Source organism: Micromonospora lacuserhaii (genome assembly GCF_036902735.1).
Lineage (GTDB): Bacteria > Actinomycetota > Actinomycetes > Mycobacteriales > Micromonosporaceae > Micromonospora.
In genome coordinates this window covers 1-21,486 of sequence record NZ_JBAKHO010000073.1, presented here as the reverse complement: position 1 = coordinate 21,486, position 21,486 = coordinate 1, and the positions used below count along the sequence as shown (strand labels likewise).

General features: G+C 76.0%; 20 protein-coding genes, 1 pseudogene and 1 riboswitch. Of the genes and pseudogenes, 11 read left to right on the top strand and 10 right to left on the bottom strand.

The genetic code is table 11. From position 1 onward, the window contains the following. From V6U81_RS27070 to V6U81_RS27060, 3 genes are all read right to left on the bottom strand, one after another. Positions 1-1,620, bottom strand: a 1,620-nt coding sequence (locus tag V6U81_RS27070; RefSeq protein WP_334493512.1) for a magnesium chelatase ATPase subunit I, incomplete at its 3' end; no start/stop codon positions are given. Next, positions 1,617-5,285 (bottom strand): cobaltochelatase subunit CobN, encoded by a 3,669-nt coding sequence (gene cobN / locus V6U81_RS27065; protein WP_334493510.1) that lies wholly within the window; start codon positions 5,283-5,285, stop codon positions 1,617-1,619. The genes cobN and V6U81_RS27070, both read right to left, overlap by 4 nt. Before the next feature lie 141 nt (positions 5,286-5,426). Continuing rightward, entirely contained in the window at positions 5,427-5,648 is a 222-nt protein-coding gene (locus V6U81_RS27060; protein WP_334493507.1) for a hypothetical protein, read from the bottom strand. Between the two features lie 46 nt (positions 5,649-5,694). Continuing rightward, a riboswitch (cobalamin riboswitch) is annotated at positions 5,695-5,824 on the bottom strand. Positions 5,825-6,046: 222 nt separating this feature from the next. On the opposite strand from V6U81_RS27060, the gene V6U81_RS27055 reads away from it, so the two are divergent. Further along, a complete protein-coding gene (locus V6U81_RS27055) occupies positions 6,047-6,838 on the top strand; it encodes an MBL fold metallo-hydrolase (RefSeq protein WP_334493504.1) in 792 nt (263 codons plus the stop codon). A 5-nt stretch (positions 6,839-6,843) separates the two neighbouring features. Here the strand turns inward: V6U81_RS27055 and V6U81_RS27050 are convergent, their stop codons facing one another. The 3 genes from V6U81_RS27050 to V6U81_RS27040 form a co-directional block, all read right to left on the bottom strand. Then, complete coding sequence (locus V6U81_RS27050; RefSeq protein ID WP_334493502.1) at positions 6,844-7,179, bottom strand: hypothetical protein; 336 nt, start codon at positions 7,177-7,179, stop codon at positions 6,844-6,846. A gap of 93 nt (positions 7,180-7,272) precedes the next feature. Continuing rightward, on the bottom strand, positions 7,273-8,169 hold the full coding sequence (locus V6U81_RS27045) for an aldo/keto reductase (RefSeq protein WP_334493500.1): 897 nt from the start codon (positions 8,167-8,169) through the stop codon (positions 7,273-7,275). A gap of 80 nt (positions 8,170-8,249) precedes the next feature. Further along, entirely contained in the window at positions 8,250-9,473 is a 1,224-nt protein-coding gene (locus V6U81_RS27040; RefSeq protein ID WP_334493497.1) for an MFS transporter, read from the bottom strand. Positions 9,474-9,623: 150 nt separating this feature from the next. On the opposite strand from V6U81_RS27040, the gene V6U81_RS27035 reads away from it, so the two are divergent. Further along, complete coding sequence (locus V6U81_RS27035) at positions 9,624-10,610, top strand: LacI family DNA-binding transcriptional regulator (protein ID WP_334493495.1); 987 nt, start codon at positions 9,624-9,626, stop codon at positions 10,608-10,610. A gap of 19 nt (positions 10,611-10,629) precedes the next feature. Here V6U81_RS27035 and V6U81_RS27030 read toward each other — a convergent pair whose 3' ends face one another. Then, positions 10,630-11,754 carry an FUSC family protein gene (locus V6U81_RS27030; protein ID WP_334493493.1) on the bottom strand — a complete coding sequence of 375 codons (1,125 nt, stop codon included), beginning with the start codon at positions 11,752-11,754 and terminating at the stop codon, positions 10,630-10,632. A 143-nt stretch (positions 11,755-11,897) separates the two neighbouring features. On the opposite strand from V6U81_RS27030, the gene V6U81_RS27025 reads away from it, so the two are divergent. After that, entirely contained in the window at positions 11,898-12,836 is a 939-nt protein-coding gene (locus V6U81_RS27025) for an AraC family transcriptional regulator (protein WP_334493491.1), read from the top strand. Positions 12,837-12,848: 12 nt separating this feature from the next. On the opposite strand, the gene V6U81_RS27020 is transcribed toward V6U81_RS27025, so the two are convergent. Continuing rightward, positions 12,849-13,478 carry a TetR/AcrR family transcriptional regulator gene (locus V6U81_RS27020; RefSeq protein WP_334493488.1) on the bottom strand — a complete coding sequence of 210 codons (630 nt, stop codon included), beginning with the start codon at positions 13,476-13,478 and terminating at the stop codon, positions 12,849-12,851. Positions 13,479-13,546: 68 nt separating this feature from the next. Here V6U81_RS27020 and V6U81_RS27015 point away from each other — a divergent pair, with 68 nt between their 5' ends. Next, positions 13,547-14,707, top strand: a complete 1,161-nt coding sequence (locus V6U81_RS27015) for an FAD-dependent monooxygenase (protein WP_334493486.1) — start codon at positions 13,547-13,549, stop codon at positions 14,705-14,707. A gap of 30 nt (positions 14,708-14,737) precedes the next feature. Here the strand turns inward: V6U81_RS27015 and V6U81_RS27010 are convergent, their stop codons facing one another. Both V6U81_RS27010 and V6U81_RS27005 read right to left on the bottom strand, forming a co-directional pair. Beyond that, positions 14,738-15,163, bottom strand: coding sequence for an NUDIX hydrolase (locus V6U81_RS27010; RefSeq protein ID WP_334493483.1), 426 nt, complete (start codon positions 15,161-15,163; stop codon positions 14,738-14,740). Between the two features lie 39 nt (positions 15,164-15,202). Further along, a complete protein-coding gene (locus tag V6U81_RS27005; protein ID WP_334493480.1) occupies positions 15,203-16,228 on the bottom strand; it encodes an adenosine deaminase family protein in 1,026 nt (341 codons plus the stop codon). A 227-nt stretch (positions 16,229-16,455) separates the two neighbouring features. On the opposite strand from V6U81_RS27005, the gene V6U81_RS27000 reads away from it, so the two are divergent. The 7 genes and pseudogenes from V6U81_RS27000 to V6U81_RS26970 all read left to right on the top strand — a co-directional run. Next, the gene (locus V6U81_RS27000) at positions 16,456-17,241 is read left to right on the top strand and encodes an LppM family (lipo)protein (RefSeq protein WP_334493477.1); all 786 of its coding nucleotides are present in this window, start codon (positions 16,456-16,458) and stop codon (positions 17,239-17,241) included. Then, a complete protein-coding gene (locus tag V6U81_RS26995) occupies positions 17,238-17,582 on the top strand; it encodes a hypothetical protein (RefSeq protein WP_334493475.1) in 345 nt (114 codons plus the stop codon). Before V6U81_RS27000 ends, V6U81_RS26995 begins: the two co-directional genes overlap by 4 nt. A gap of 11 nt (positions 17,583-17,593) precedes the next feature. Then, complete coding sequence (locus V6U81_RS26990; protein WP_334493472.1) at positions 17,594-18,202, top strand: glycine zipper family protein; 609 nt, start codon at positions 17,594-17,596, stop codon at positions 18,200-18,202. Continuing rightward, positions 18,199-18,897 (top strand): carboxypeptidase-like regulatory domain-containing protein, encoded by a 699-nt coding sequence (locus V6U81_RS26985; RefSeq protein WP_334493469.1) that lies wholly within the window; start codon positions 18,199-18,201, stop codon positions 18,895-18,897. The genes V6U81_RS26990 and V6U81_RS26985 overlap by 4 nt, the downstream gene beginning before the upstream one ends. Positions 18,898-18,921: 24 nt before the next feature. Then, positions 18,922-20,178 (top strand): phage tail sheath family protein, encoded by a 1,257-nt coding sequence (locus tag V6U81_RS26980; RefSeq protein ID WP_334493466.1) that lies wholly within the window; start codon positions 18,922-18,924, stop codon positions 20,176-20,178. A 3-nt stretch (positions 20,179-20,181) separates the two neighbouring features. Further along, positions 20,182-20,667: a phage tail protein gene (locus V6U81_RS26975; RefSeq protein WP_334493464.1), complete on the top strand. Its 486-nt coding sequence runs from the start codon at positions 20,182-20,184 to the stop codon at positions 20,665-20,667. Then, positions 20,639-21,486 (top strand): annotated as a pseudogene (locus V6U81_RS26970) (hypothetical protein); the annotation flags it as partial. The gene V6U81_RS26975 and the pseudogene V6U81_RS26970, both read left to right, overlap by 29 nt.

Genomic DNA, 21,486 nt, shown 5'->3' with positions numbered 1-21,486 from the left:
CGCCGGCAGGTGCAGCGCGCCGGGCCGCCCGGCGGGGACCCGGGACCCGGTGGTCCGGCCCCGCCCGGTCCGCGCCCGGGACCGCCGCCCGGGCACGCCCTCGCCGACGCCGGGCGCGGTGAGCAGTCGGGCCTTCAACCCATCCCGGGGTACGGCCACCGGCTGCCCGCCGGTCGTCCGGTCCCCGGTCGGGTCGCCCGGGCGGCCGGCCCGCCCGTCGGGCCTGCCATCGGGCCCGCCGTCGGGCCTGCCGTCGCGGTCCGCGCCGGAGCGGTCGCCGGCCCGGTCCGGCCAGCCGCCGTCGCCGCTGGCCGACCAGGCTTCGGGGGTGCCGTCCGGCCCGCCCTCGCCGGACGAGCCACCGTCGCCGCTGCCGTCCCGACCGGCCCGACCGTCGGCCGGAGCGGCTTCCGGTCCGGTGTGTGCCCGCGACGGTCCCGGGGACCCGGCCCCGCCGGACCGCTCGGGTCCACCGGGGCACTGGTCGGCGTCCGCCCCGCCGGCCGGTCCGCCGGCGGGATCACCGCCACCGGGGCCGCCGGCCGGCCCGCCACCGTCCGGCCCACCACCGGACGGGTCGTCGTCCGGCGGGTCCTCGTCGGGATGCGCCTCCTGGGCCCGGTGCAGCGCCTCGTCCAGCACCTTCTCGTCCAGCCCCGGGGTGTCGAAGGGGTCGCGGCGGCGCCGGTGCGGCAGGGCGAGCCGGGCGGCCACCCGGACGTCGGCGGCGGTGACCCGGTCCCGACCCGCCCAGGCGGCGTGCGCCACCGCGGTGCGGGCCGTGACGATGTCGGCGCGCATGCCGTCCACGTCGAACGCGGCGCAGACCTCGGCGATCTGCCGCAACGCGGCGTCGGGCAGCCGTACCCCGTCGACCCGGCGGCGGGCGGTGGCGACCCGGCCGGCCACCTCGGCGTCGGCGTCGGCCCAGCGGGCGGCGAAGCCGGCCGGGTCGGCGTCGGCGGCCAGCCGGCGGCGGACCACCTCGACCCGGACGGCCGGGTCACGGCTGGCGGCCACCTCGACGGTGAGCCCGAACCGGTCGAGCAGCTGCGGACGCAGCTCCCCCTCCTCCGGGTTCATCGTGCCGACCAGCAGGAACCGGGCGGCGTGGCTGACCGAGACGCCCTCCCGCTCGACGTGGCAGCGGCCCATCGCGGCGGCGTCCAGGAGCAGGTCGACCAGGTGGTCGTGGAGCAGGTTGACCTCGTCGACGTAGAGCAGGCCGCGGTGCGCGGTGGCGAGCAGCCCGGGCTCGTAGGCGCGGACCCCGGCACCGAGGGCCTGCTCCAGGTCCAGCGAGCCGACCACCCGGTCCTCGGCGGCGCCGACCGGCAGCTCGACCAGGCGGGCCGGACGGGTCTCGGCCGGCGGGCCCGCCGGGTGCGGGCCGTCCGGGCAGCCCGGGTCGGGCGCGGCGGGGTCGCAGGCGAACCGGCAGCCGGCCACCCGGTCGACCGGGGGCAGCAGGCCGGCGAGGGCCCGCACGGCGGTGGACTTGGCGGTGCCCTTCTCGCCCCGCACGAGCACCCCGCCGATCGCCGGGCTGACCGCGTTGAGCAGCAGGGCGAGCCGCATGTCGTCCATGCCGAGCACCGCGGAGAAGGGATAGCTGGTCATTTCCGGTCCTCCAGGTCGCCCTCGCTGGCCAGGTACGTCTCGCGGAGCCGGTCCAGGGTGGCCGGCTCGGGCGCCGCCCAGAGTCCGCGGTCGGCGGCTTCCAGCAGGCGTTCGGTGATGCCGCGCAGCGCCCACGGGTTGGCCCGCTCCAGGAACTCCCGGGTCTCCGGGTCGAAGAGGTACGCCTCGGCGAGGTGCTCGTACATCCAGTCGTCGACGACGCCGGCGGTGGCGTCGTAGCCGAAGAGGTAGTCCACGGTCGCGGCCAGCTCGAAGGCGCCCTTGTAGCCGTGCCGGCGCATCGCGGCGATCCAGCGCGGGTTGACCACCCGGGCCCGGAACACCCGCCGGGTCTCCTCGCCGAGGGTGCGGGTCCGCACGTCGTGCGGCATCGCCGAGTCCCCCACGTACGCGGCGGGGGCCGTGCCGGTGAGGTGGCGGACCATCGCCACCATCCCGCCGTGGTACTGGAAGTAGTCGTCGGAGTCGACGATGTCGTGCTCGCGGGTGTCCTGGTTCTTGGCGGCCACCGCGATCCGGGCGAAGGAGCGTTCCATGTCGACGCGCGCCTCCCGCCCGTCCAGGCCCCGGCCGTACGCGTAGCCGCCCCAGACGGCGTACACCTCGGCGAGGTCGGCGTCGGTGCGCCAGTTCCGGGCGTCGATGAGCGGCAGCAGCCCCGCCCCGTACGCCCCGGGCTTGGAGCCGAAGATCCGGGCGGTGGCCCGGCGTTCGTCGCCGTGCTCGGCGACGTCGGCGTCCACATGGGCCCGGACGTAGTTGTCGTCGGCGGGCTCGTCGAGGGCGGCGACCTGCCGTACCGCGTCGTCGATGAGGGCGACGACGTGCGGGAAGGCGTCCCGGAAGAAGCCGGAGATACGGACGGTGACGTCGACCCGGGGGCGGCCCAGCTCGGCCAGCGGCACCACCTCGACGCCGGTGACCCGGCGGGACCGGTCGTCCCAGACCGGACGGCAGCCGATCAGCGCGAGGACCTCGGCGATGTCGTCGCCCTGGGTCCGCATCGCGCTAGTGCCCCAGACGGTCAGCCCCACCGAGCGCGGATGTTCGCCGGTGTCGGCGAGGTGCCGGGCGAGCAGCGAGTCGGCCAGCGCCACCCCGACGTCCCAGGCGTTGCGGCTGGGGATCGCCTTCGGGTCGACGGAGTAGAAGTTGCGGCCGGTGGGGAGCACGTTGACCAGTCCCCGGGTGGGCGAGCCGGACGGCCCGGGCGGCACGAAGCGGCCGTCGAGGGCGCCGAGCACCCGGTCGATCTCGTCGGTGGTCCGGTCGAGGCGGGGCACCACCTCGCGGGCGGCGAAGCGCAGCACCTCGGCGGCGTCCGGGATCGGCCGGCCGGCCACCTCCGCGACGACGGCGTCGACCGTGGACTCGTCCCAGCCGAGGGTCTCCATTCCGACGACCAACCGGCGGGCGAGCGCCTCGATCAGGTCGACCGCGTCGGCGGCGGTGACCGCCGGCCCGTCCACCACCTCGGTCAGCGTCTCCGGCACGGCGACCCGCTCGCCGGGCGCGGCGAGCAGCTCCTGCTCGTCGAGGCCGACGCTGGCGGCGAGCGCCTGGCGCAGGCCGGGCAGCGCGCGGGCGCCGCCCCAGACCTGCGGGGCGCGCAGCACCGCGAGGACGAGGTTGACCCGGGCCTCGCCGGTGGGCGCCTCGGCGAGGATGTGCAGGCCGTCGCGGATCTGCACGTCCTTGACCTCGCAGAGGTACCCGTCGAGGTGCAGCACGAAGTCGTCGAAGTCCTCGGCCGCGGGCATGTCGTCGGTGTGCAGGTCGTGGTGGAGTTCGGCGGCCCGGACGAGCTGCCAGATCTGCGCCTGCACGGTGGGCGCCTTGGCCGGATCGAGCGCCTGCACGGTGGCGTACTCGTCGAGCAGCTGTTCGAGTTTCGCCAAGTCGCCGTACGTCTCGGCGCGGGCCATCGGCGGCACCAGGTGGTCGACCACCACGGCGTGCGCGCGGCGCTTGGCCTGGGTGCCCTCGCCGGGGTCGTTGACGATGAACGGGTAGACCAGCGGCAGGTCGCCGAGGACGGCGTCGGGGGCGCAGTCCGCGGCCAACCCGAGGCCCTTGCCGGGCAGCCACTCCAGGGTGCCGTGCTTGCCGAGGTGGACCACGGCGTCCGCGCCGAAGCCGCCGTCGGCGACCGGCGCGGCCAGCCAGCGGTACGCGGCCAGGTAGTGGTGGCTGGGCGGCAGGTCGGGGTCGTGGTAGATGGCGACCGGGTTCTCCCCGAAGCCGCGCGGCGGCTGGATCAGCAGGGTGACGTTGCCGAAGCGCAGTCCGGCCAGCACGACGTCCCCGCCGTCGGTGTAGAGCGCGCCGGGCGGCTGGCCCCAGTGCTCGGTCATCCGCTTCCGCAGCGGCGCGGGCACCTGGGCGAACCAGCGCCGGTAGGTCTCCCCCGGCACCCGGGCCTCGGCGGCGGCGAGCTGTTCCGCGGTGAGCCATTCGACGTCGTGCCCGCCGGCGGCGATCAGCGCGTGGATCAGCGCGTCGCCGTCGGTGGGGAGCGGGCCGTCGCCGAGGTACCACCCGGCGTCGGCGAGGGCGGCGAACAGGCGGACCGCCGAGGCGGGGGTGTCCAGCCCGACGGCGTTGCCGACCCGGGAGTGCCTGGTCGGGTACGAGCTGAGCACGACCGCGAGCCGCTTCTCGGCGTTCGGCACGTGCCGCAGCCGGGCCTGGCGGACCGCGATCGAGGCGACCCGGGCGGCCCGCTCCGGGTCGGGCTCGTAGACCGAGAGCCCGTCGGCGTCGATCCGCTTGAACGAGAACGGCACGGTGACGATCCGGCCGTCGAACTCGGGGATGGCCACCTGCATCGCCGCGTCCAGCGGGGACAGTCCGGCGTCGCTGCCGGCCCACTGGGCCCGGGTGCTGGTCAGGCAGAGCGCCTGGACGATCGGCACGTCCAGGGCGGCGAGCGCGCCGACGTCCCAGGCGTCCTCGTCGCCCCCGCCGGAGGCGTCGGCGGCCACGGTGCCGCCGGCGGCGAGCATGGTGACGACGAGGACGTCGCAGCGGGCGAGGAGGTCGAGCGGCCCGGTGCCGGGGGCGAGCCCGCGCAGCGACCCGCAGAAGATCGGCAGCGGCCGCCCGCCGGCGGCGGTGACCGCGTCGGCCAGGGTCTCGACGAAGTCGGTGTTCCCGGCCAGCGCGTGCGCCCGGTAGAAGACGATGCCCACGGTGGGCCGCCCGCCGGCCTCCGGTCGGTCGCCGAGGACGCCGTACGGCGGGGTGGGCGCGGGCGGGGCGAAGCCCTCGCCGGTGAGCAGCACCGTGTCGGAGAGGAACCGGGCCAGCTCGGTGAGGTTCGCCGGTCCCCCCTCGGCCAGGTAGCGCAGCGCCTCGGTGACCGCCCCGGAGGCCACCGTGGACGCCGCCACCAGCTCGGCGTCCGGCGCCGCCTCGCCGCCGAGGACCACCGTCGGCACGCCGGAGGCGAGCACCGCGGCCAGGCCGTCCGGCCAGGCCTGCCGGCCACCGAGCAGCCGTACGACGGCCAGGTCCACCCCGTCGAGCAGCGCCGGCACGGCGGCCACGCCGACCCGCGCCGGGTTGGCCAGCCGGTAGTCGGCGGCGCTGGCGCGGGCGGCGAGGAGGTCGGTGTCGGCGGTGGAGAGCAGCAGGATGCGCACGGATGACTCCGGAGAGTGACGCCCGTGCCGCCACGGGTGGCGGTCGCGGGCGGAGCGGGAGCGGACGCGGTTCAGCGGGTACGGCGAACCGCCGGGATCACCGGCGCGGGGCCGGTGGGCGCGGGCGGCGCGGTGCGGAACTCAGCGGGGTACGGCGGGGCGGGCGGAGCCGGGCGCGAGGCCACTCCGGCCGAGGGTGGCCGGCGCGTCGGATGCGGGCGCCGGCGGCTCGACGGCCGGCCCTCCGGCAGCGACGACGAAGCCGCCGGCCAAAGGCGCGGCGGCACGGACGAGCACGGGAGCGCTGCCGCGCTCGATGCGGATACGACGGATCTCGTCGACGGTGGAGACGCTGCGCGTCATCGGGTCCTCCTCGGGTGTCCACGCCCTGGGGTCATCCCGACGGCCGAAGTATCCTGGCTCCCGGATCGACGCTCACCCCCGGCCTTCCAACCGTGCACGCACGGCCGTGACTCACGAGGGGGGATCGCTCCCCGGTGACAGTGGCGGGACCGCGCCGGAATCGCACCGGCTTCCTTCACTGCCGTCAGGCCGCGAACTCTGCCACACGAAACGACGGCCGGTCAACGTCGCCCCCAACCCGGTCGGAGGTCCACCTCCATCGACCGGCGGCGATGCGCTCTCCCCTCCGGCCAGTTCGGACGGTGCGCGCCGCTCTTCGTCGGAACCGCCCCGCCGATGGGTCCGGGAGCGTTCCGCGCCTCCGGTTCAGCACGGCCGGGGGCGGGGCGGCGGCGCTGGTGGGGGCAGTCACCGAGCGGTCGAGCGCCTACGCTTCGGCGGGGACGCAGAGCGTCCGCCGTCGCGGGGAGGGAGTCGACACCATCATCGATCCGACGTTTCGCCACCTCGCCGGTCGGGTGTGGCTGCTGCCCGGCGACCCCGACCCGCTCAACGTCCGGCCGAGCGTGGCGCTGATCACCGACGAGCGCGGCAGCGTGCTGGTCGACGCCGGGCAGAGCCCCGGGCACGCCCGCGAGATCCGGGCGGCACTGACGGCCGCCGGGCTGCCCGAGCCACGCTGGCTGGTCTACACCCACCACCACTGGGACCACGTCTGGGGCGCCTGCGCCTGGCCGGGGGTGGAGATCGTCGGCCACGCCGCCGGGGAGCCGCTGCTGCGCGCCGAGGCGGCCCGCCCGTGGAGCCACCGATATCTGCGGGAGCTGGCCCGGACCAACCCCCGCCTGGGGCACAGCGTCCGGGCCCGGGCCCTGGCGATGGACTCCTGGGACGACTTCGCGGTGCTGCCGCCGACCCGCACCTTCACCGACGAGCTGGAGCTGCCCGCCGGCGTCCGGCTCCGGCACATCGGCGGCGCCCACGCCCCCGACTCCACCGTGGTGCTGGTGCCGGACTCCGGCGTCCTGCTGCTCGGCGACTGCTACTACCCACCGCCCGCGCACCTGCGCGAGCCCGACGACGGCCCCGACCTCGCGCTGGCCCGCCGCCTTCTCGACGACGACGTGCACTGGTACGTCTCCAGCCACGACGACCCGCTCACCCTCGCCGAGGCCCGCGCCGCCCTGTGAGCCGGTCAGCGGGCCCGGCGCTCCGGATGCGCGCGATTCCAGGCCCGCATCCGCTCCGGGTAACCGGTCCTCGCCGCCTCGTAGAGCGGCACCGCGTACCGGTTGGCCAGCTTCGCCGCCGCCTGCGGCGAGCCGGTGCGGCGGCGGATCCACTCGCCGTCGTGGGCGATCGCGGCGACGGTGGTGTCGGTGGCGGTGGTCTCCGGCTCCAGGTAGAACTCCACTCCCTGCCGGCTGGTCACGAACTCCTCCAGCGCGGCCAGGTCGTCCCGGTTGGCCTCCCGGTCGAGCTTCGTCGGGGTGCCCACGGCGGTCCGGGAACGCCGGCTGAACCAGCCCATCTGCCCGCTCCTCTCCTCGGCGTGCCCTCCAGTGCACCACCCGTTCCTGGCAGCGGGCTGCGAGGCCGATGACAGCCGGCTGGGCGGCGCCGGTCAGCCGAGCGTCCTCAGCTCCTCGGCGGTCAGCCGCAGCGCGCCGGCCGCCACGTTCTGCGCCACGTGGTCCGGGTCACCGGTGCCGGGGATGGCCAGCACGTGCGGCCCCTGGTGCAGGGTCCAGGCGAGGCGTACCTGCTGAGGGGTGGCGCCGTGCGCGGCGGCGACGGCGCGGACGGCCGCGCCGTGGTCGGTGTGGGCGCCACCCTCCCGGTTGGCCCCCGCCAGGGCGAAGAAGGGCACGAACGCGACCCCCCGCGCGCCGCACTCGCGCAGCAGCGCGTCCTGGTCGCCCCGGTTGTCGATGGCGTAGTTGTTCTGCACGCTGACCACCGGGGCGATGGCCTGTGCCTCGTCGAGATGGTCGAGGCGGACGTTGGACAGGCCCAGGTGCCGGATCAGCCCCTCCCGGCGCAGCTCGGCGAGGGCGCCGAAGGACTCGGCGATGGAATCCCGGCCCGGCCGCTTCACGATCCGCAGGTTCACCAGATCGAGCTGGTCGCGGCCGAGCCGACGCAGGTTCTCCTGCACCTGGGCGCGGAGCTGGGCCGGGCTGGCCGCGATGGTGAGCCCGGTCTCCGGGTCGTACGCGAAGCCGACCTTGGTGGCGATCACCAGGTCGTCCGGGTACGGGGCGAGCGCGGCGCGGATCAGTTCCGTGGCGTACCGGGCCGGGCCGGTCCCGACGTTGAGCGTGCCGCCCGGCGAGACGTAGAAGGCGGCGGTGTCGATGTGGTCGACACCGAGGTCCACGGCCCGGCGGAGCACCCGGATCGCGCGATCGGTGTCGGGGTGGGCGGTGATCCGCATGGAGCCGAAGCCCATCCGGCGTACGGTCCGGTCGCCCAGGGTCCAGCTGCCCGCGGCGGACGCGGTGATCTCCTCGGTTGGCATCCGGCGACCGTAGCCAGCCGCGGCTCGCCGCGCAGTCGGTCGCGCGCCCGATACCGCAAACCGCCGGCCGGCGATATGTTCTATGTGCTGGAGCGGTCCGCCGGCGGGCGGGTCACCGGCACCAGCGCCAGCGTCGGGATCAGCAGCAGCGGCACCACCAGCAGCGCGGGCAGGATCCCGACCCGGTCGCCGAGCAGCCCCAGCAGCGGCGGCCCGGCCAGGAACGACGTGTAGCCGATCGTCGCGACCACGCTCACCCGGGCGGGCGCCCGCTCCTCGTCGTCGGCGGCGGCGCTCATCCCGACCGGGAAGCCCAGCGACGCGCCGAGCCCCCAGAGCACCACCCCGACGATCGCCACCGGCCCGGAGCCGGCCAGCACCGCGAGGCTCGCGCCGGCGGCGGCGAGCAGGATGGTGGCGAGCAGCACCCGCACCCTGCCCCACCGGTCGATGGCGACGGTGCCCACGGTCCGCCCGATCGTCATGCCGGCGACGAAGACGCCGAAGACGGCGGCGCCGACGGCCTCGCTGGCCCCGTACCCGTCGACGAAGGCCACCGCGAGCCAGTCGTTGGCGCTGCCCTCGGTGAACGCCATGATCAGGACGAGCAGGCCGACGAGCAGGGTGCGCGGCTCGCGCCAGGCGGCGAGCAGGCCGCCGTGCCGGGCGGCCGGGCCACCGTCGGCCGTCGTTCCGGTGGGCCGGGCGGGGAGGAACGCGCGGGCGCCGAGCACCGTGCCGCCGAGCACCACCGCGGCCAGCACCGCCAGATGGGCGGCGACCGGCACGCCGAGCCGGGCGGCGCCGGCGCCGAGCCCGGCGCCGGCCACCGAACCCAGGCTCCAGGCGGCGTGGAAGCGGGGCATGATCGTCCGGCCGAGTCGTTTCTCGACCGCCGCGCCCTCGACGTTCATCGCCACGTCGCAGGTCCCGGAGCCGTAGCCGAGGGCGAACAGGCCGACCGCCACGCCGGGCAGCGAGCCGGCCACGCCGGTGGCCAGGCCCACGCCGGCGAGCCCGACCGCCACCAGCACCGTGGCGAGCACCACCGTGCGGGCCGCGCCGAGGCGCTGGGTGACCAGGCCCGCGGTGGTCAGCGCGAGGACCGCGCCGCCGGACATGGCCAGCAGCAGCAGCCCGAGCCGACCGGCGCTGAGGCCGAGGGCCTCCCGGACGGCGGGGACCCGGGAGAACCAGGAGGCCACGGCGAGGCCGTTGAGGGCGAAGACCACCGCGACGCCGGTACGGGCGGCGAGCACCGTGCGGGGTACGGCGGTGCGCTCCTGGGTGACGGCTGAAGTCACGGGCTTCCTCTCATCGGCGACGTGCCCGACGATCGCACACCTGAGAGCGCTACCACCACAAGCTGGTGCCGCCCCTTACATTCAAGGGCTGAAGAAAGGCATGATCAGTGCGAAAGCGCTCCCACGTGCCGCGTTCATCCGGAGGATCGCATGACCCCGCCGCACCGCCCGGCCACCCTTGAGGACGTCGCCCGGCTCGCCGGGGTGTCCCGCTCCACCGCCTCCCGGGTGGTCGCGGGCACCGGCTTCGCGTCGCCCGCGGCCCGGGACCGGGTCCGGGCCGCGGTGGACCACCTCGGGTACGTGCCCAACTTCGCGGCCCGGGCGCTGGTGCGCGGGGCCGGCGTACGACTGGTCGTGGCGGTCTCCGGCGCGACGGCGGCCGTCCTGGACGACCCGTACGTCGACCGGGTCGTGGCCGCCGCCGCCCGGGTCTGCGCGGGGTACCCCGCCGGGGTGGCGCTGCACTGGCTGCCGCTCGGCAGGCCGGACGAGCTGCGGCGGATCGCCGACGACCGCGCGGTGGCCGGGGTGGTGCTGGTGAACACCACCGAGGCCCTGCTCGACGCGGTCCCCGACACGCTTCGGGGCCGGGTGGCCTCGATCGGCATCGGCTCCCGGACGGTGCCCTCCTTCGACGTGGACAACGCCGGCGGGGCCGACCAGGTGGTCCGCCACCTCTACGACACCGGACGCCGCCGGATCGCGATGGTGACCGGCCCGGGCTGGCTGCCCTGCGCCGGCCGCTCCGTCGCCGCCTACCGGCGGATCATGCGGGACGCCGGGCTGCCGGTCCGGCTGGTGCCGGGTGACTTCACCGCGGAGCGGGGCCGGGTGGCGGCCCGCGAGGCGCTGAGCCGGTGGCCGGACACCGACGCGGTCTTCGCGGTCAGCGACCTGACCGCGCTGGGCGTGATCGCCGGCGTCCGCGACACCGGGGCGCGGGTGCCCCGCGACGTCGCGGTGGCCGGCTTCGACGACATTCCGCACGCCGCCCTGAGCACCCCCGCGCTCACCACGGCGAGTCACCCGGTCGGCCGGATCGCCGCCGCCGCGGCCACCGCCGTGCTGCACGGCTCCCCCGTGCCCCCGGTCACCGACTTCCCGTCCACGCTGGTGGCGCGGGCCAGCGCCTGAGCGGCACCGGCCGGCCCGGTCAGATCGGGGGCAGCCCGAGCGCCTCGTCCACCCGGGCCAGCACCGCGGCGTCGTCGTCGCCGCGTACGCCGCGGAGCAGGTCGATGGCGGTGGCCCGGATCTGCCCCACGATCATCACCAACGGCAGGGTCTGCGCCGGGGCGAAGAGCCGCCCGGCGATCCGGACCGCCTCCAGGGCCGCGGTGTCGGCGCGACCGGCAGCGGCATCGCCGGCCTCCTCCGCGCCCTCCAGGTCGTTGGCGAGCGCCACCCCGGCGGCCCGGACCGCCTCGGCGAGAGAGCGCAGCGCCGCGCCGAGGTCCGGCGGCACGGGGGTGGGCAACCGGCTGAGGGTGACCCCGGCCCGAGCGAGCACCCGCACGTTGCGGACCGCGTAGTCGAGCTGGCCGATCGAGGCGTCGACCGTGCGCAGCCGGCCGAGGTGCCGACGACGCCGGACATTGAGCCGGACCGCCTCACCGGCCGCGAGGACGGCGCCGCGCAGCCGCTCCACTCCGGCGTCGAGCCGGCGGGCCTGCTCCAGCGCGGCCAGGGCGGCCGCCTCGTCGTGCTCGTCGAGCGCGGTGGCGACCTCCTCGAGCGTGTCGGCCAGCCCGTCGAAGGTCCGCCGGAACTCGGCGACCAGCGGGGCGAGCGGCCGCCGGACGTCGATCAACTGACTCGCCACCACCGCCACCCCACCACCGATCAGCGCGTCGACGAACCGGAACGGCACCAGCGACTCGGTCGGCGGCGAGACCACCACCAGGTAGAGGGCGGAGACCGCGGCCTGCACCACGGACACGGTGCTCGCACCGACCGCCACGGCGAGGGCGATGGTCAGCAGGATGACGGTGAAGACCGTCCAGGTGGACTGCGGCCCGAGGGCCTGGACCACCAGGTCGGCGACGAGGACACCGGCGGCCACGCCGAGGACCACCTCGACCGCCCGGCGGACCCGTTGCCCGCGGGCCTGGCCGAGGACGATCAGCGCGGCGGCCGGGGCGAAGAACGGCTGCGGGTGCCCGACCAACCGGCTGGCCAGGAGCCAGGCGACGGTCGCCGCGAGGGTCGTCTCCACCACCGGCAGCCAACCCTGCCGCAGCCGGCCGGCGGACTCGGCGAACCAGCTCCACCGGACCATGCCGCCTCCTCCACCCGCCCGGACCGGACCCCACCGTAGCCCGACCCCGGGCGCGCACCCGGCGCGGCCGTAGTCCGGGCCGCGGTGAGACGCTGAACGGCTGTGGGTGGCTCACCCATGCGTGAGCGTCTACGGTCGGACGTGTGGATCCGCTCACCGGGCTCCTCGACGGGCCGCGCGCGCGGGGCGCGTTCCTGCTCCGCTCGCTGCTGGACCCGCCGTTCGCGCTGCGCATCGAGGACCGCGCGCCGCTGACCGTGGTCGCGGTGGTCCGGGGCGCCGCCTGGGTGGTGCCGGACGAGGGGCCGGCCGAGCCGCTGCGCCCGGGGGACGTGGCGGTGCTGCGCGGGCCGGACGCGTACACCGTCGCCGACGACCCGGCCACCCCGCCGCAGGTGGTGATCCATCCCGGCCAGCGCTGCACCACGCTGCGCGGCGAGCCGCTGGCCGCGACCCGGGCACTGGGCGTGCGCACCTGGGGCACCGGGGCGCCGGGCGACACCGTGCTGCTGACCGGGACGTACCAGCTGGCCGGCGAGATCAGCCGGCGGCTGCTGGGCGCGCTGCCGGCGCTGCTGGTGGTCCGCGCGGACGACTGGCACAGCCCGCTGGTCGGGCTGCTCGCCGACGAGGTGGTGCGCGACTCCCCCGGCCAGGAGGCCGTCCTGGACCGGCTGCTCGACCTGCTGCTGATCGCCGCCCTGCGCAACTGGTTCGACCGGCCCGGCACGGCCCCCGCCTGGTACGCGGCGGCCGGCGACCCGGTGGTCGGCCCGGCGCTGCGGCTGCTGCGCAACGACCCGGCCCGGCCGTGGACGGTGGCCGCCCTCGCCGCCGAGGTCGGGGTGTCCCGGGCGGCGCTGGCCCGCCGCTTCACCGACCTGGTCGGTGAACCACCGATGGCCTTCCTCACCGGCTGGCGGCTGAGTCTCGCGGCGGACCTGCTGCGCGAGCCGGAGGCCACCCTGGGCGCGGTGGCCCGGCAGGTGGGCTACGGCAGCGCGTTCGCGCTGAGTACCGCCTTCCGCCGGGTGCGCGGGCTCAGTCCGCGCGAGTACCGGGCCCGCGTGCCGGCGAGCTGAGCGCGTCGACGCTCACGCGCCGGTGAACGCGCGCAGCAGGGTCCGCACGGCCGACCGCAGGTCCTCCCGGCTTTCCGGGCTGCCGGGGACGGGCGCGCTGAGCGCCCCGGCGCCGACCAGCCGGTCGAAGAGCAGCCCGTCGATGCAGGCGACGAACTGGTCGCCCTGCCGGCGCGGATCCGGCGCGCCCGCAGCGGCCAGCAGCGCGCGGGCCTGCTCCCGCAGCACCGTGCCGTGCTCGAGGATGCGCCGCAGCTCGGGACGGTGCACGGCCTCCAGCAGGCAGGCGTACCGGGCCAGGGTCCGGTGCCGGCCGGTGGTGAGCCAGCGGTCGAGCACCTCCGCGCTGCCGGCGGCGAGCCGGTCGAGATCGGCCGGTGCCAGTCGTGGGGGCGGGCCCGGCGGTGGCTGGTCGGTGAGCAGCGCGCGGTCGGCCATGTCGGCCCGGTCCAGGTCGGCCAGGCGCCGCACCACCGCCTCGATCAGGGCCTGCCGGGTACGCAGATACGCGGAGGTGGTGCCGAGCGGCACCCCGGCGCGGGTGTCGACCGCCCGATGCGTCAGTGCCCGCATCCCACCCTCGGCGAGCAGGTCGATCGCCGCGTCGGCCAGCAGCGCCACCCGGGCCGGTCGACCGGTCATCCGCGTCCCCCTCGAGTTGGCTCTACAGGCGTAGTATGAACTTCTACAGCTGTAGAAAGGTGGATGGGATGGACGGACACGCGGTCGTCGTCGGCGGCGGGATCGGCGGCCTCGCCGCCGCCCTCGCCCTGCACCGGGTGGGTTGGCGGGTCACCGTGCTGGAACGCGCACCCGAGCTGCGCGAGCTGGGCGCCGGGCTGACCCTGATGGCCAACGCGCTGCGCGGGTTGGACGCGCTCGGCGTCGGGGCGGCCGTCCGGGCACACGGCCGCGCCGAGGCCCCGGGTGGGTTGCGGACCCGCAGCGGGCGCTGGCTGTCCCGGGTGGACGCCGCGGAGATGACCAGGCAGCTCGGCAGCACGGCGCTCGGCATCCACCGGGCCGCCGTGCACGGCATCCTGCGTGACGCCCTCCCGGCCGCCGCACTGCACACGGACGCCGAGGTGGTCGACGTGACGTCCGGCCCGGACGGCGCGCGGGTCCACCACCGCCGGCACGGCAGGCCGGCCGAACTGGCCGCCGACCTGGTGGTCGGCGCCGACGGCCTGCGCTCGGTGCTGCGCTCCCGACTCTGGCCGGAGCTGCCGCCGCCCGCCTACGCCGGGGCGACCGCCTGGCGGGCGGCGATCCGCTGGACCGGGCCGCTGCCGATGGCGGTGAGCTGGGGGCCGGGCGCCGAGTTCGGCATGGTGCCGCTCGGACCCGACCAGGTCTACTGGTACGCCGCGGTCAACGCCCCGCCGGGCGGCCGGGCGGCCGACGAGCTGGCCGCCGTCCGCGAGCGCTTCGGCGACTGGCACGACCCGATCCCGGCCCTGCTCGCCGCCACCCGGCCCGAGGATGTGCTGCGGCACGACCTCCACCACCTGGCCGCCCCGCTGCCGTCGTACGTGCGTGGCCGGGTGGCGCTGCTCGGCGACGCGGCCCACGCGATGACCCCGTACCTCGGTCAGGGTGCGGGTCAGGCGATCGAGGACGCGGTGACGCTCGGCGTGGCCTGCACCGGCGGGCCGACCGACCTCGACGCCGCGCTCGCCCGGTACGACCGGGAGCGCCGCCCGCGCAGCCAGGAGGTGGCCCGGGCGTCCGACCGGATCGGCCGGTACGGCCAGCGGCTGCGCCACCCCGTGGCGGTCGCCCTGCGCGACACCATGGTCCGGCTCACTCCGTCCCGGGTGGCCCTGCGCCAGGCGGCCCGGTACGCCGACTGGCACCCACCCCGGGGTTGAGCGACCTGCGCGGCGAGCCGCGGCGGTCGATCAGCGGCGGGCCGCGACCAGGCCGGTGTAGTCGGCCGAGGCGAGGAAGCGGGTCAGCACCTCGACCGTGCCCGGCGTGAACGGGCGGCCGTCGAGCACCTGGTCGCCGGGGACGAAGACGATCGCCGCGCCCTCGCCGAGCACCACGTCCTCCTGCCGGGCCCGGGTGGGTGCCCAGAAGTAGTGCTTGACCCGGTCCAGCTCGGGCAGCTCCTGCACGGCCCACGGCCGCAGCGGAGCCTCGGGGAGGAGCCCGGTCTCCTCGTACAGCTCGCGCAGCGCGGCCTGCTCGGCGGTCTCCCCCGGCTCGCCGTGGCCGCCGGGCAGCCCCCAGACGTTCGGGTGGTGCGGCGCGTGTTCGTCGCGCAGCTGCAGCAGCAGCCGGCCCGCGGGGTCGACCAGCAGCACGCAGGAGACGGAATGCACGCGGTCAGCCTAGCGGCGGCGGGCTGCCGGCGCGGTCCCTCAGGGACGGTCCCACCGCACCGCACCGGGCCGGTCCAGCACCGGTGCGGCCACCCCCGCCCCGTACGCCAGCGTGCCGAGGTCGGCCAGCCGGCCCCGGGTCGTCGCGTCGCAGAGCGCCCCGGCCAGCCCCGCCCGGTACGCCGCCGCAGCGTCGATGCCGAGCCTCGCCGCGACCTCGTACTCGCCGGCCAGGGTGATGTCGAAGATCGCCGGGTCGTCGGTGGAGACCGAACAGTGCACCCCCGCCGCGGCGAGCCGGGCCACCGGGTGCGGGCGGTCCGGGGCGGCGACCCCGAGGCGCAGGTTGGACGTGGGGGTCACGTCCAGCACCGTCCCCCGGTCGACCAGCTCGGCGACCAGGTCGGGATCGTCGACGGCGCGTACCCCGTGGCGGATCCGGACCGCCCCCATCGCCAGCACCTCGCGGACGGCCTCCGGCCCGGCCGCCTCCCCGGCGTGCGGGACGAACGGCAGCCCGCCCTCGGCGGCGATCCGCACCGTCCGGGCGTACGGGGCGGTGGGGTACCGCCCCTCCGCGCCGGCGAGCCCGAACCCGACCACTCCCCGGCCGACGAAGCGGGTCGCCACCCGGGCGGCCTCCTCGGCCACGGTGACGTCCTGGCCCCGGAAGACCTGCGGGGTCAGTCCGATCGCGACCCCGAACCGGTCCCGCGCCTCGGCGGCGGCATCGACGCAGGCCGCCAGCACGTCGGCCCACCCGGACGGGCCGCCGAGCCGCTCCTCGGCGTCCACCACCGGCTCCAGGTAGACCGCGCCGTGCCCGGCGGCCTCCGCCGCGTACGCCAGCAGGCCGCGCCGGTAGTCGTCCGGCGCGCGCAGGCACTCGGTCCGCGCGTTCCAGGCGGCGATGAACTCGTACAGGTCGGCGAAGGCGTACGGGCCGTCCGGCGGCGCGACGACGCCGTGGCCGCGGGCGATCTCGGCGAGCAGTCCCGCCCGGACGGCGCCCTCCAGGTGCACGTGGAGTTCGATCTTCGGCAGGTCTCGCTGGGCGGGGGTCATCGGTCTCCTCGGGACGGTCGTCGGCCCGCCCCATCCTGCCCGCGACCGGACCCTCCCGACCTCCCCCGCACAGGGGAAAAGAATTGCTCCGGGGCAACCTTCCAGAATATCCGCCGCTTCCATTTTCCGGGCTCGGCCGAAAGGGAGAGTGGATCGGTAAGATCGGAGACACCGTTGTGACTGATCGCTGACTGCTCGCCGTGAATCCGACGGCACACACTGTGCGCATGATTACCGGGCACGTACGCGACAGGGCATTCCGGGTCGCGCTGTGTCTGGCCCTGGTGGCGCTGCTCACCGGGTGCATGCAGCTGAACCTCGGGCTGACCGTCAACGCCGACGACACGATCGACGGCCAACTGCTGCTGACCGCCGAGAAGAGCCTGCTGAGCAGCAGAAACAAGAACGTGGGAGCGGCCTTCGCCGAGCTGCGGGAGAACATCCCGACGCTGCCGGCGGGCGAGGAGACCCTGTACCAGGACGACCGGTACTACGGCGCCCAGATCAATTACCGCCGTACCCCGCTGAAGAATTTCACCAGCGAGAGCGTGAAACTGGTCCGGGACGACGATCTCTACCGGTTCAGCCTGCCGCTCGACCCGAAGAAATACGGTGGGAAAGTCGCCGAGCAGAATCCGCAGAACCAGCAGTTGTTCATGCAGACGATGTCGTTCGAGATATCCGTGACCTTCCCCGGCCGGGTGATCGGCACCAACGGCACGATCAGGGGCCGCTCGGTCAGCTGGAAGGTCCCGGCGCAGCGCGACAAGCCGACCGAGCTCTGGGCGGCGGCCGAGGCGCCGCCGAAACCCTCCCCGTCCGCGAGCACCAGCGCCGTCGCCGCCGGCTCCGACGACGGCGGATCCACCCGCTGGTGGGCGATCGTCGGCGCCGTCGTCGTCCTGTTGCTGCTGGCCGCGGTCGCCGGCGTCCTCGTCCTGCGCCGGCGCGGTCGCGGCGGCGCTCCCGGCACCGGGCCCACCGGCCCGACCCCCGAAGGGAGATCGCCGTGAACGATCTCTACACCTGGTCCGCCCTGGGCAGCCTCACCGGCGCCAGCGCCGCCACCCTGCTGGCCGCCAACGTCATCGGCGGCCTGCTCGGCCCCACCGGCGACAAGGCCCGCAAGTGGATCGCCCTCGGCATCGCGCTCGCGCTGTCGTACCTGACCGCGGCCTTCGCCGGCGACGCCGGCGCGGAAAAATGGATCATCGCGTTCTTCAACGGGCTGGTGATCTTCTCCGCCGCCCTCGGCGTCAACCAACTGCCCCCGGGCAACCGGCAGGCGACCCAGGCGTCGTCCACCCAGCTCGCGCAGGGCCGCGAGCCCCGCTACATCCGCTCCTGGGTCTGAGAGGTGACCCCATGGTCTTCGGAATCATCAGCGCGGTCGTCCACATCGTCTTCGGCGCCGCCCTCGGCGGCTGGGCCGGCGGCACCCTCGGCCTGGTCATCGGCGCGGTCGTCGGCCTGCTGGTCGGCGTGCCCTTCGGCTGGGCGATCGCCTCGGCCCGGGTCTACGGCCCGGACACCCGAGGAGTCCTGCTCTTCGTGGTAGACCACACCTGGAGCCTGCTGAACACGGTCGCCGGGGCGCTCTACCTCGCCGCGCACCTGGTCTTCGGCCACCAGCTGGACCGGGCCACCTCGGCGCAGAGCTGCCGGGTCAACGTGGTGCAGGGGGTCTCCCCCCGCTACGCCACCACCATCGGCACGGTCTGCGCCGGCTCCGACTCCGGCATCCAACGGCACGAGGACGTGCACATCTTCCAGGCGCGGCTGCTCGGCCCGCTCTACCTGGCGACGGTGGCGCTGAACTACGCGCTGTTCACCATCGCCCCCGTCTGGTGGCTCTGGCACGACCACACCAACGCCCCCATCAACCGCTTCGCCCGGTACTTTGAGATCGGCGTCTACCCGCACGTGTGGAACGAGGCCATCGCGTACCGGATCCAGGGGACGCCGCCGCGATGACCGGCGACGGGCGGGGACCGATCGAGGCGGCCACCGCCGAGCTGGCGGCCTGGCTGGCCGGGGCGGCGGGCGAGGACGTCCCGGTCGGCCCGCCCGTCGGCGGCGGGCCCACGGCCGGGCTGACCCTCTGGCCGCTGGCGCTGCGGCCCGCCCGGCAGACCCGGGGCACCGGCGCCCGGGAGCCGTACCGCTTCACGGTCCGCTACCTGGTCAGCGCGGCCGGACCGGCGGCGCTGGCCCGGCTGGACCGGGTGCTCGCGGCGGCCGCCGCCGAGGGCGAGCCGGAGCTGGTGCTGGAGGCCGGCGACCCGGCGCTCTGGCGGGCCTTCGGCGTGCCGCCCCGGCCGGCGCTGCTGATCGACGTGCCGGCGCAGGTGGCCCGGCCGCTGCCGGCCGCGCCGCCGGTGCTGCGCCCGCTGCGGCTGCGGCAGCTGGCCATGCGCGACCTGGACGGCCGGGTGGTCGGCCCGGAGGAGCAGCCACTCGCCGCGATGCGGGTGGAGCTGGTCGGCACCCCGTACGCCACGCACACCGACGCCGCCGGCCGGTTCCGGATCGCCGGCGTGCCGCACGACCCGGAGCAGCCCGACCGGCCGGTGCGGCTGCGCCTGGTCGGCCGCGGCCGCACCCTCACCGCCGAGGTCGACCCCGGCGAGCTCGACATCGTCATCGTCTGCGAACCCCCGGCCCGCTGACCGTCCCGCGCCACAGGAGGACCGATGCCCAACTACTTCTCCCCCGGCATCTACGTCGAGGAGGTGCCCAGTGGCGCCCGCCCGATCGGGGCGGTCGGCACCAGCACCGCGGCCTTCGTCGGGGTCGCCCCGGACCGGACCGCGCACGTCGACCGGGCCCTGGCCGTGAACAGCTGGTCGGAGTTCCTGCGGCTCTACGCCGACGGGGAACACCTGGAGAGCACCCCGCTCGCCCGGGCGGTCTTCGGCTTTTTGGACAACGGCGGCACCCGGTGCTGGGTGGTCAACGTCGGCGAGGGCGGGCAGCTCACCGGCGGCGGGCAGCGCCGTACCGGCCTGCAGCTGCTGGAGGCGGTGGACGAGATCGCCATCCTCGCCGCGCCCGGCTTCCACGATCCCGTCTCGCACGAGGCGCTGCTCAGCATGGCCGAGCGGCTGCGCACCATGGTGGCCATCTGCGACCCGCCGCCGGGCATCGAGGACATCTCCGGGCTCACCCGGGTCGCCACCCCCGGCTCCGCCCGCCCGCCCCGCGCCGCCGACGGCAAACCCGCCGACGGTACGCCGAAGCCGGCGGACACCCCGGCGAAGCCGACCGACGACGACGCCCCGGCGGCGTACCGGCCCCGGCAGTCCGACTTCGGCGCCTGCTACTTCCCCTGGCTGCGGGTGCGCGACCCGCTCAGCGGCGAGCTGGTGCCGACCCCGCCGAGCGGGCACATGGCCGGCATCTGGGCCCGCACCGACGCGCTGCGCGGGGTGCACAAGGCCCCCGCCAACGAGCCGGTACGCGGCGCCGTCGACCTGGAGTACCTGGTCACCCGCCCCGAGCACGACGTGCTCAACCCCCGGGGCGTCAACGTGATCCGCTACTTCGCCGGCGAGGGCATCCGGGTCTGGGGGGCGCGCACCCTCGCCGCCGAGGCCAGCGAGTGGCGCTACCTCAACGTGCGGCGGCTGTCGATCGCCATCGAACAGGCGATCGCCAACGGCACCCGGTGGATGGTGTTCGAGCCGAACGACTTCTCGCTCTGGCGCTCGATCCGGCGCGACATCGGCGCCTTTCTCACCCGGGTCTGGCGCGACGGCGCCCTCCTCGGGCGTACGCCCGAGGAGGCGTTCTTCGTCAAGTGCGACGAGGAGACCAACCCGGCCGACGTCCGCGACGCCGGCATGGTGGTCGCGCACATCGGCATCGCGGTGGTCAAGCCCGCGGAGTTCGTGGTGTTCAAGCTGAGCCAGTGGGCCGGCGGCACCGAGACCGAGACGATTGGAGGCTGACCCATGCCGACCACGGCCACGCCGCAGCCGGGCGCCCCGGTCGACCCGTACCGAGCGTACAACTTCAAGCTGCTCATCAACGGCATCACCAACGGCCACTTCACCGAGGTCAGCGGCCTGGAGATGAACATCGCCCGGCTGCCGTACCGGGAGGCCGGCAACGACCGGATCCGGGCGGTGCCCGGCCAGGTCGACTACTCCCCGGTGACCCTGCACTTCGGCCTGACCCCGTCCCGGGAACTGTGGGACTGGGTGCACACGGCGGTCAAGGGGACGGTCAGCCGGCGCAACGTCTCGGTGGTGCTGCTTGATGCCGCCGGCACGACCGAGGTGCTGCGCTGGAACCTGATCAACGCGTGGCCGATGCGCTGGCAGGGCGCGCACCTGCACACCCTCTCCCAGGAAATTGCGATCGTGGCGCTCACCCTCGCGTACGAGGGTCTGGAGCTGGAGCCGGGCAGTGCCGCCGCCGCGCCCACGACCGCGTAGCTGGCTGGCCCGGCGGCTGCGGGCGGCCGCCGACGCCGTCGACCGTTCGACCGACGCCGAGGCGCCGGCCGACCCACCGCGCCGTCCCGGGCAGCCCCCGGAGCACTGGCTGCGGCTGGTCGCCGCGCACGCGCCCGGCCTGCTGCGTGACCTCGACCTGCCGCCGGCCGACCCCGGCGGCTTCCCGCCCGACCCCGAACCTCCCGGGGTACGCCCGGAGCGGTCCGCCGCCACCGCCGGTCACGCCGGAGGCCGGCCACCGGCCGACCCGGCCCGGCCCGACGACGGGTCGACCGAACCGGACGCTGCGACGGCGGCCGGAGGGGGTCGGCGACGCCGGTCCCTTCGGGGCGGAGCGGCCCGGCCGGGCGGGGCAGGGTGGACGGGCACCCCGGACTCCGGTGCCCGACGTGCCGACGGCGGAACGTCGGGGAATGGTCGACCGGCCGGCGACTCGCCAGGACGATGGTGGCGCCGGTTCGACCGGGCCGGGTCGGCCGCCGGGTCCAAGCAGCATGTGGACGGTTCGACGGCAAAGGACGACTCCGTCGCCACCAGGGCGCAGGCGGCAGGGGCCGACCCGGACGGCCCCGGGGGTGGGTCGGTCCCGTACCGGCCGTGGATCCGCCCGGCGGCGCCCGGCGGCGTACCGGCCGGTGACGGCACCCGATGCGCGCCGACAGACGCGGCCGACGACGGCCACCGGACCGGCGCGCCCTACGCAACCCGCCCGGGCGAGGGGCCGGGTCGGCTGCCGGGCAGCGGCGACGGCGCCGGCCACCGGCGGGCCGGTGCCCCGGTCGGCGGCGAGCGGCCAAG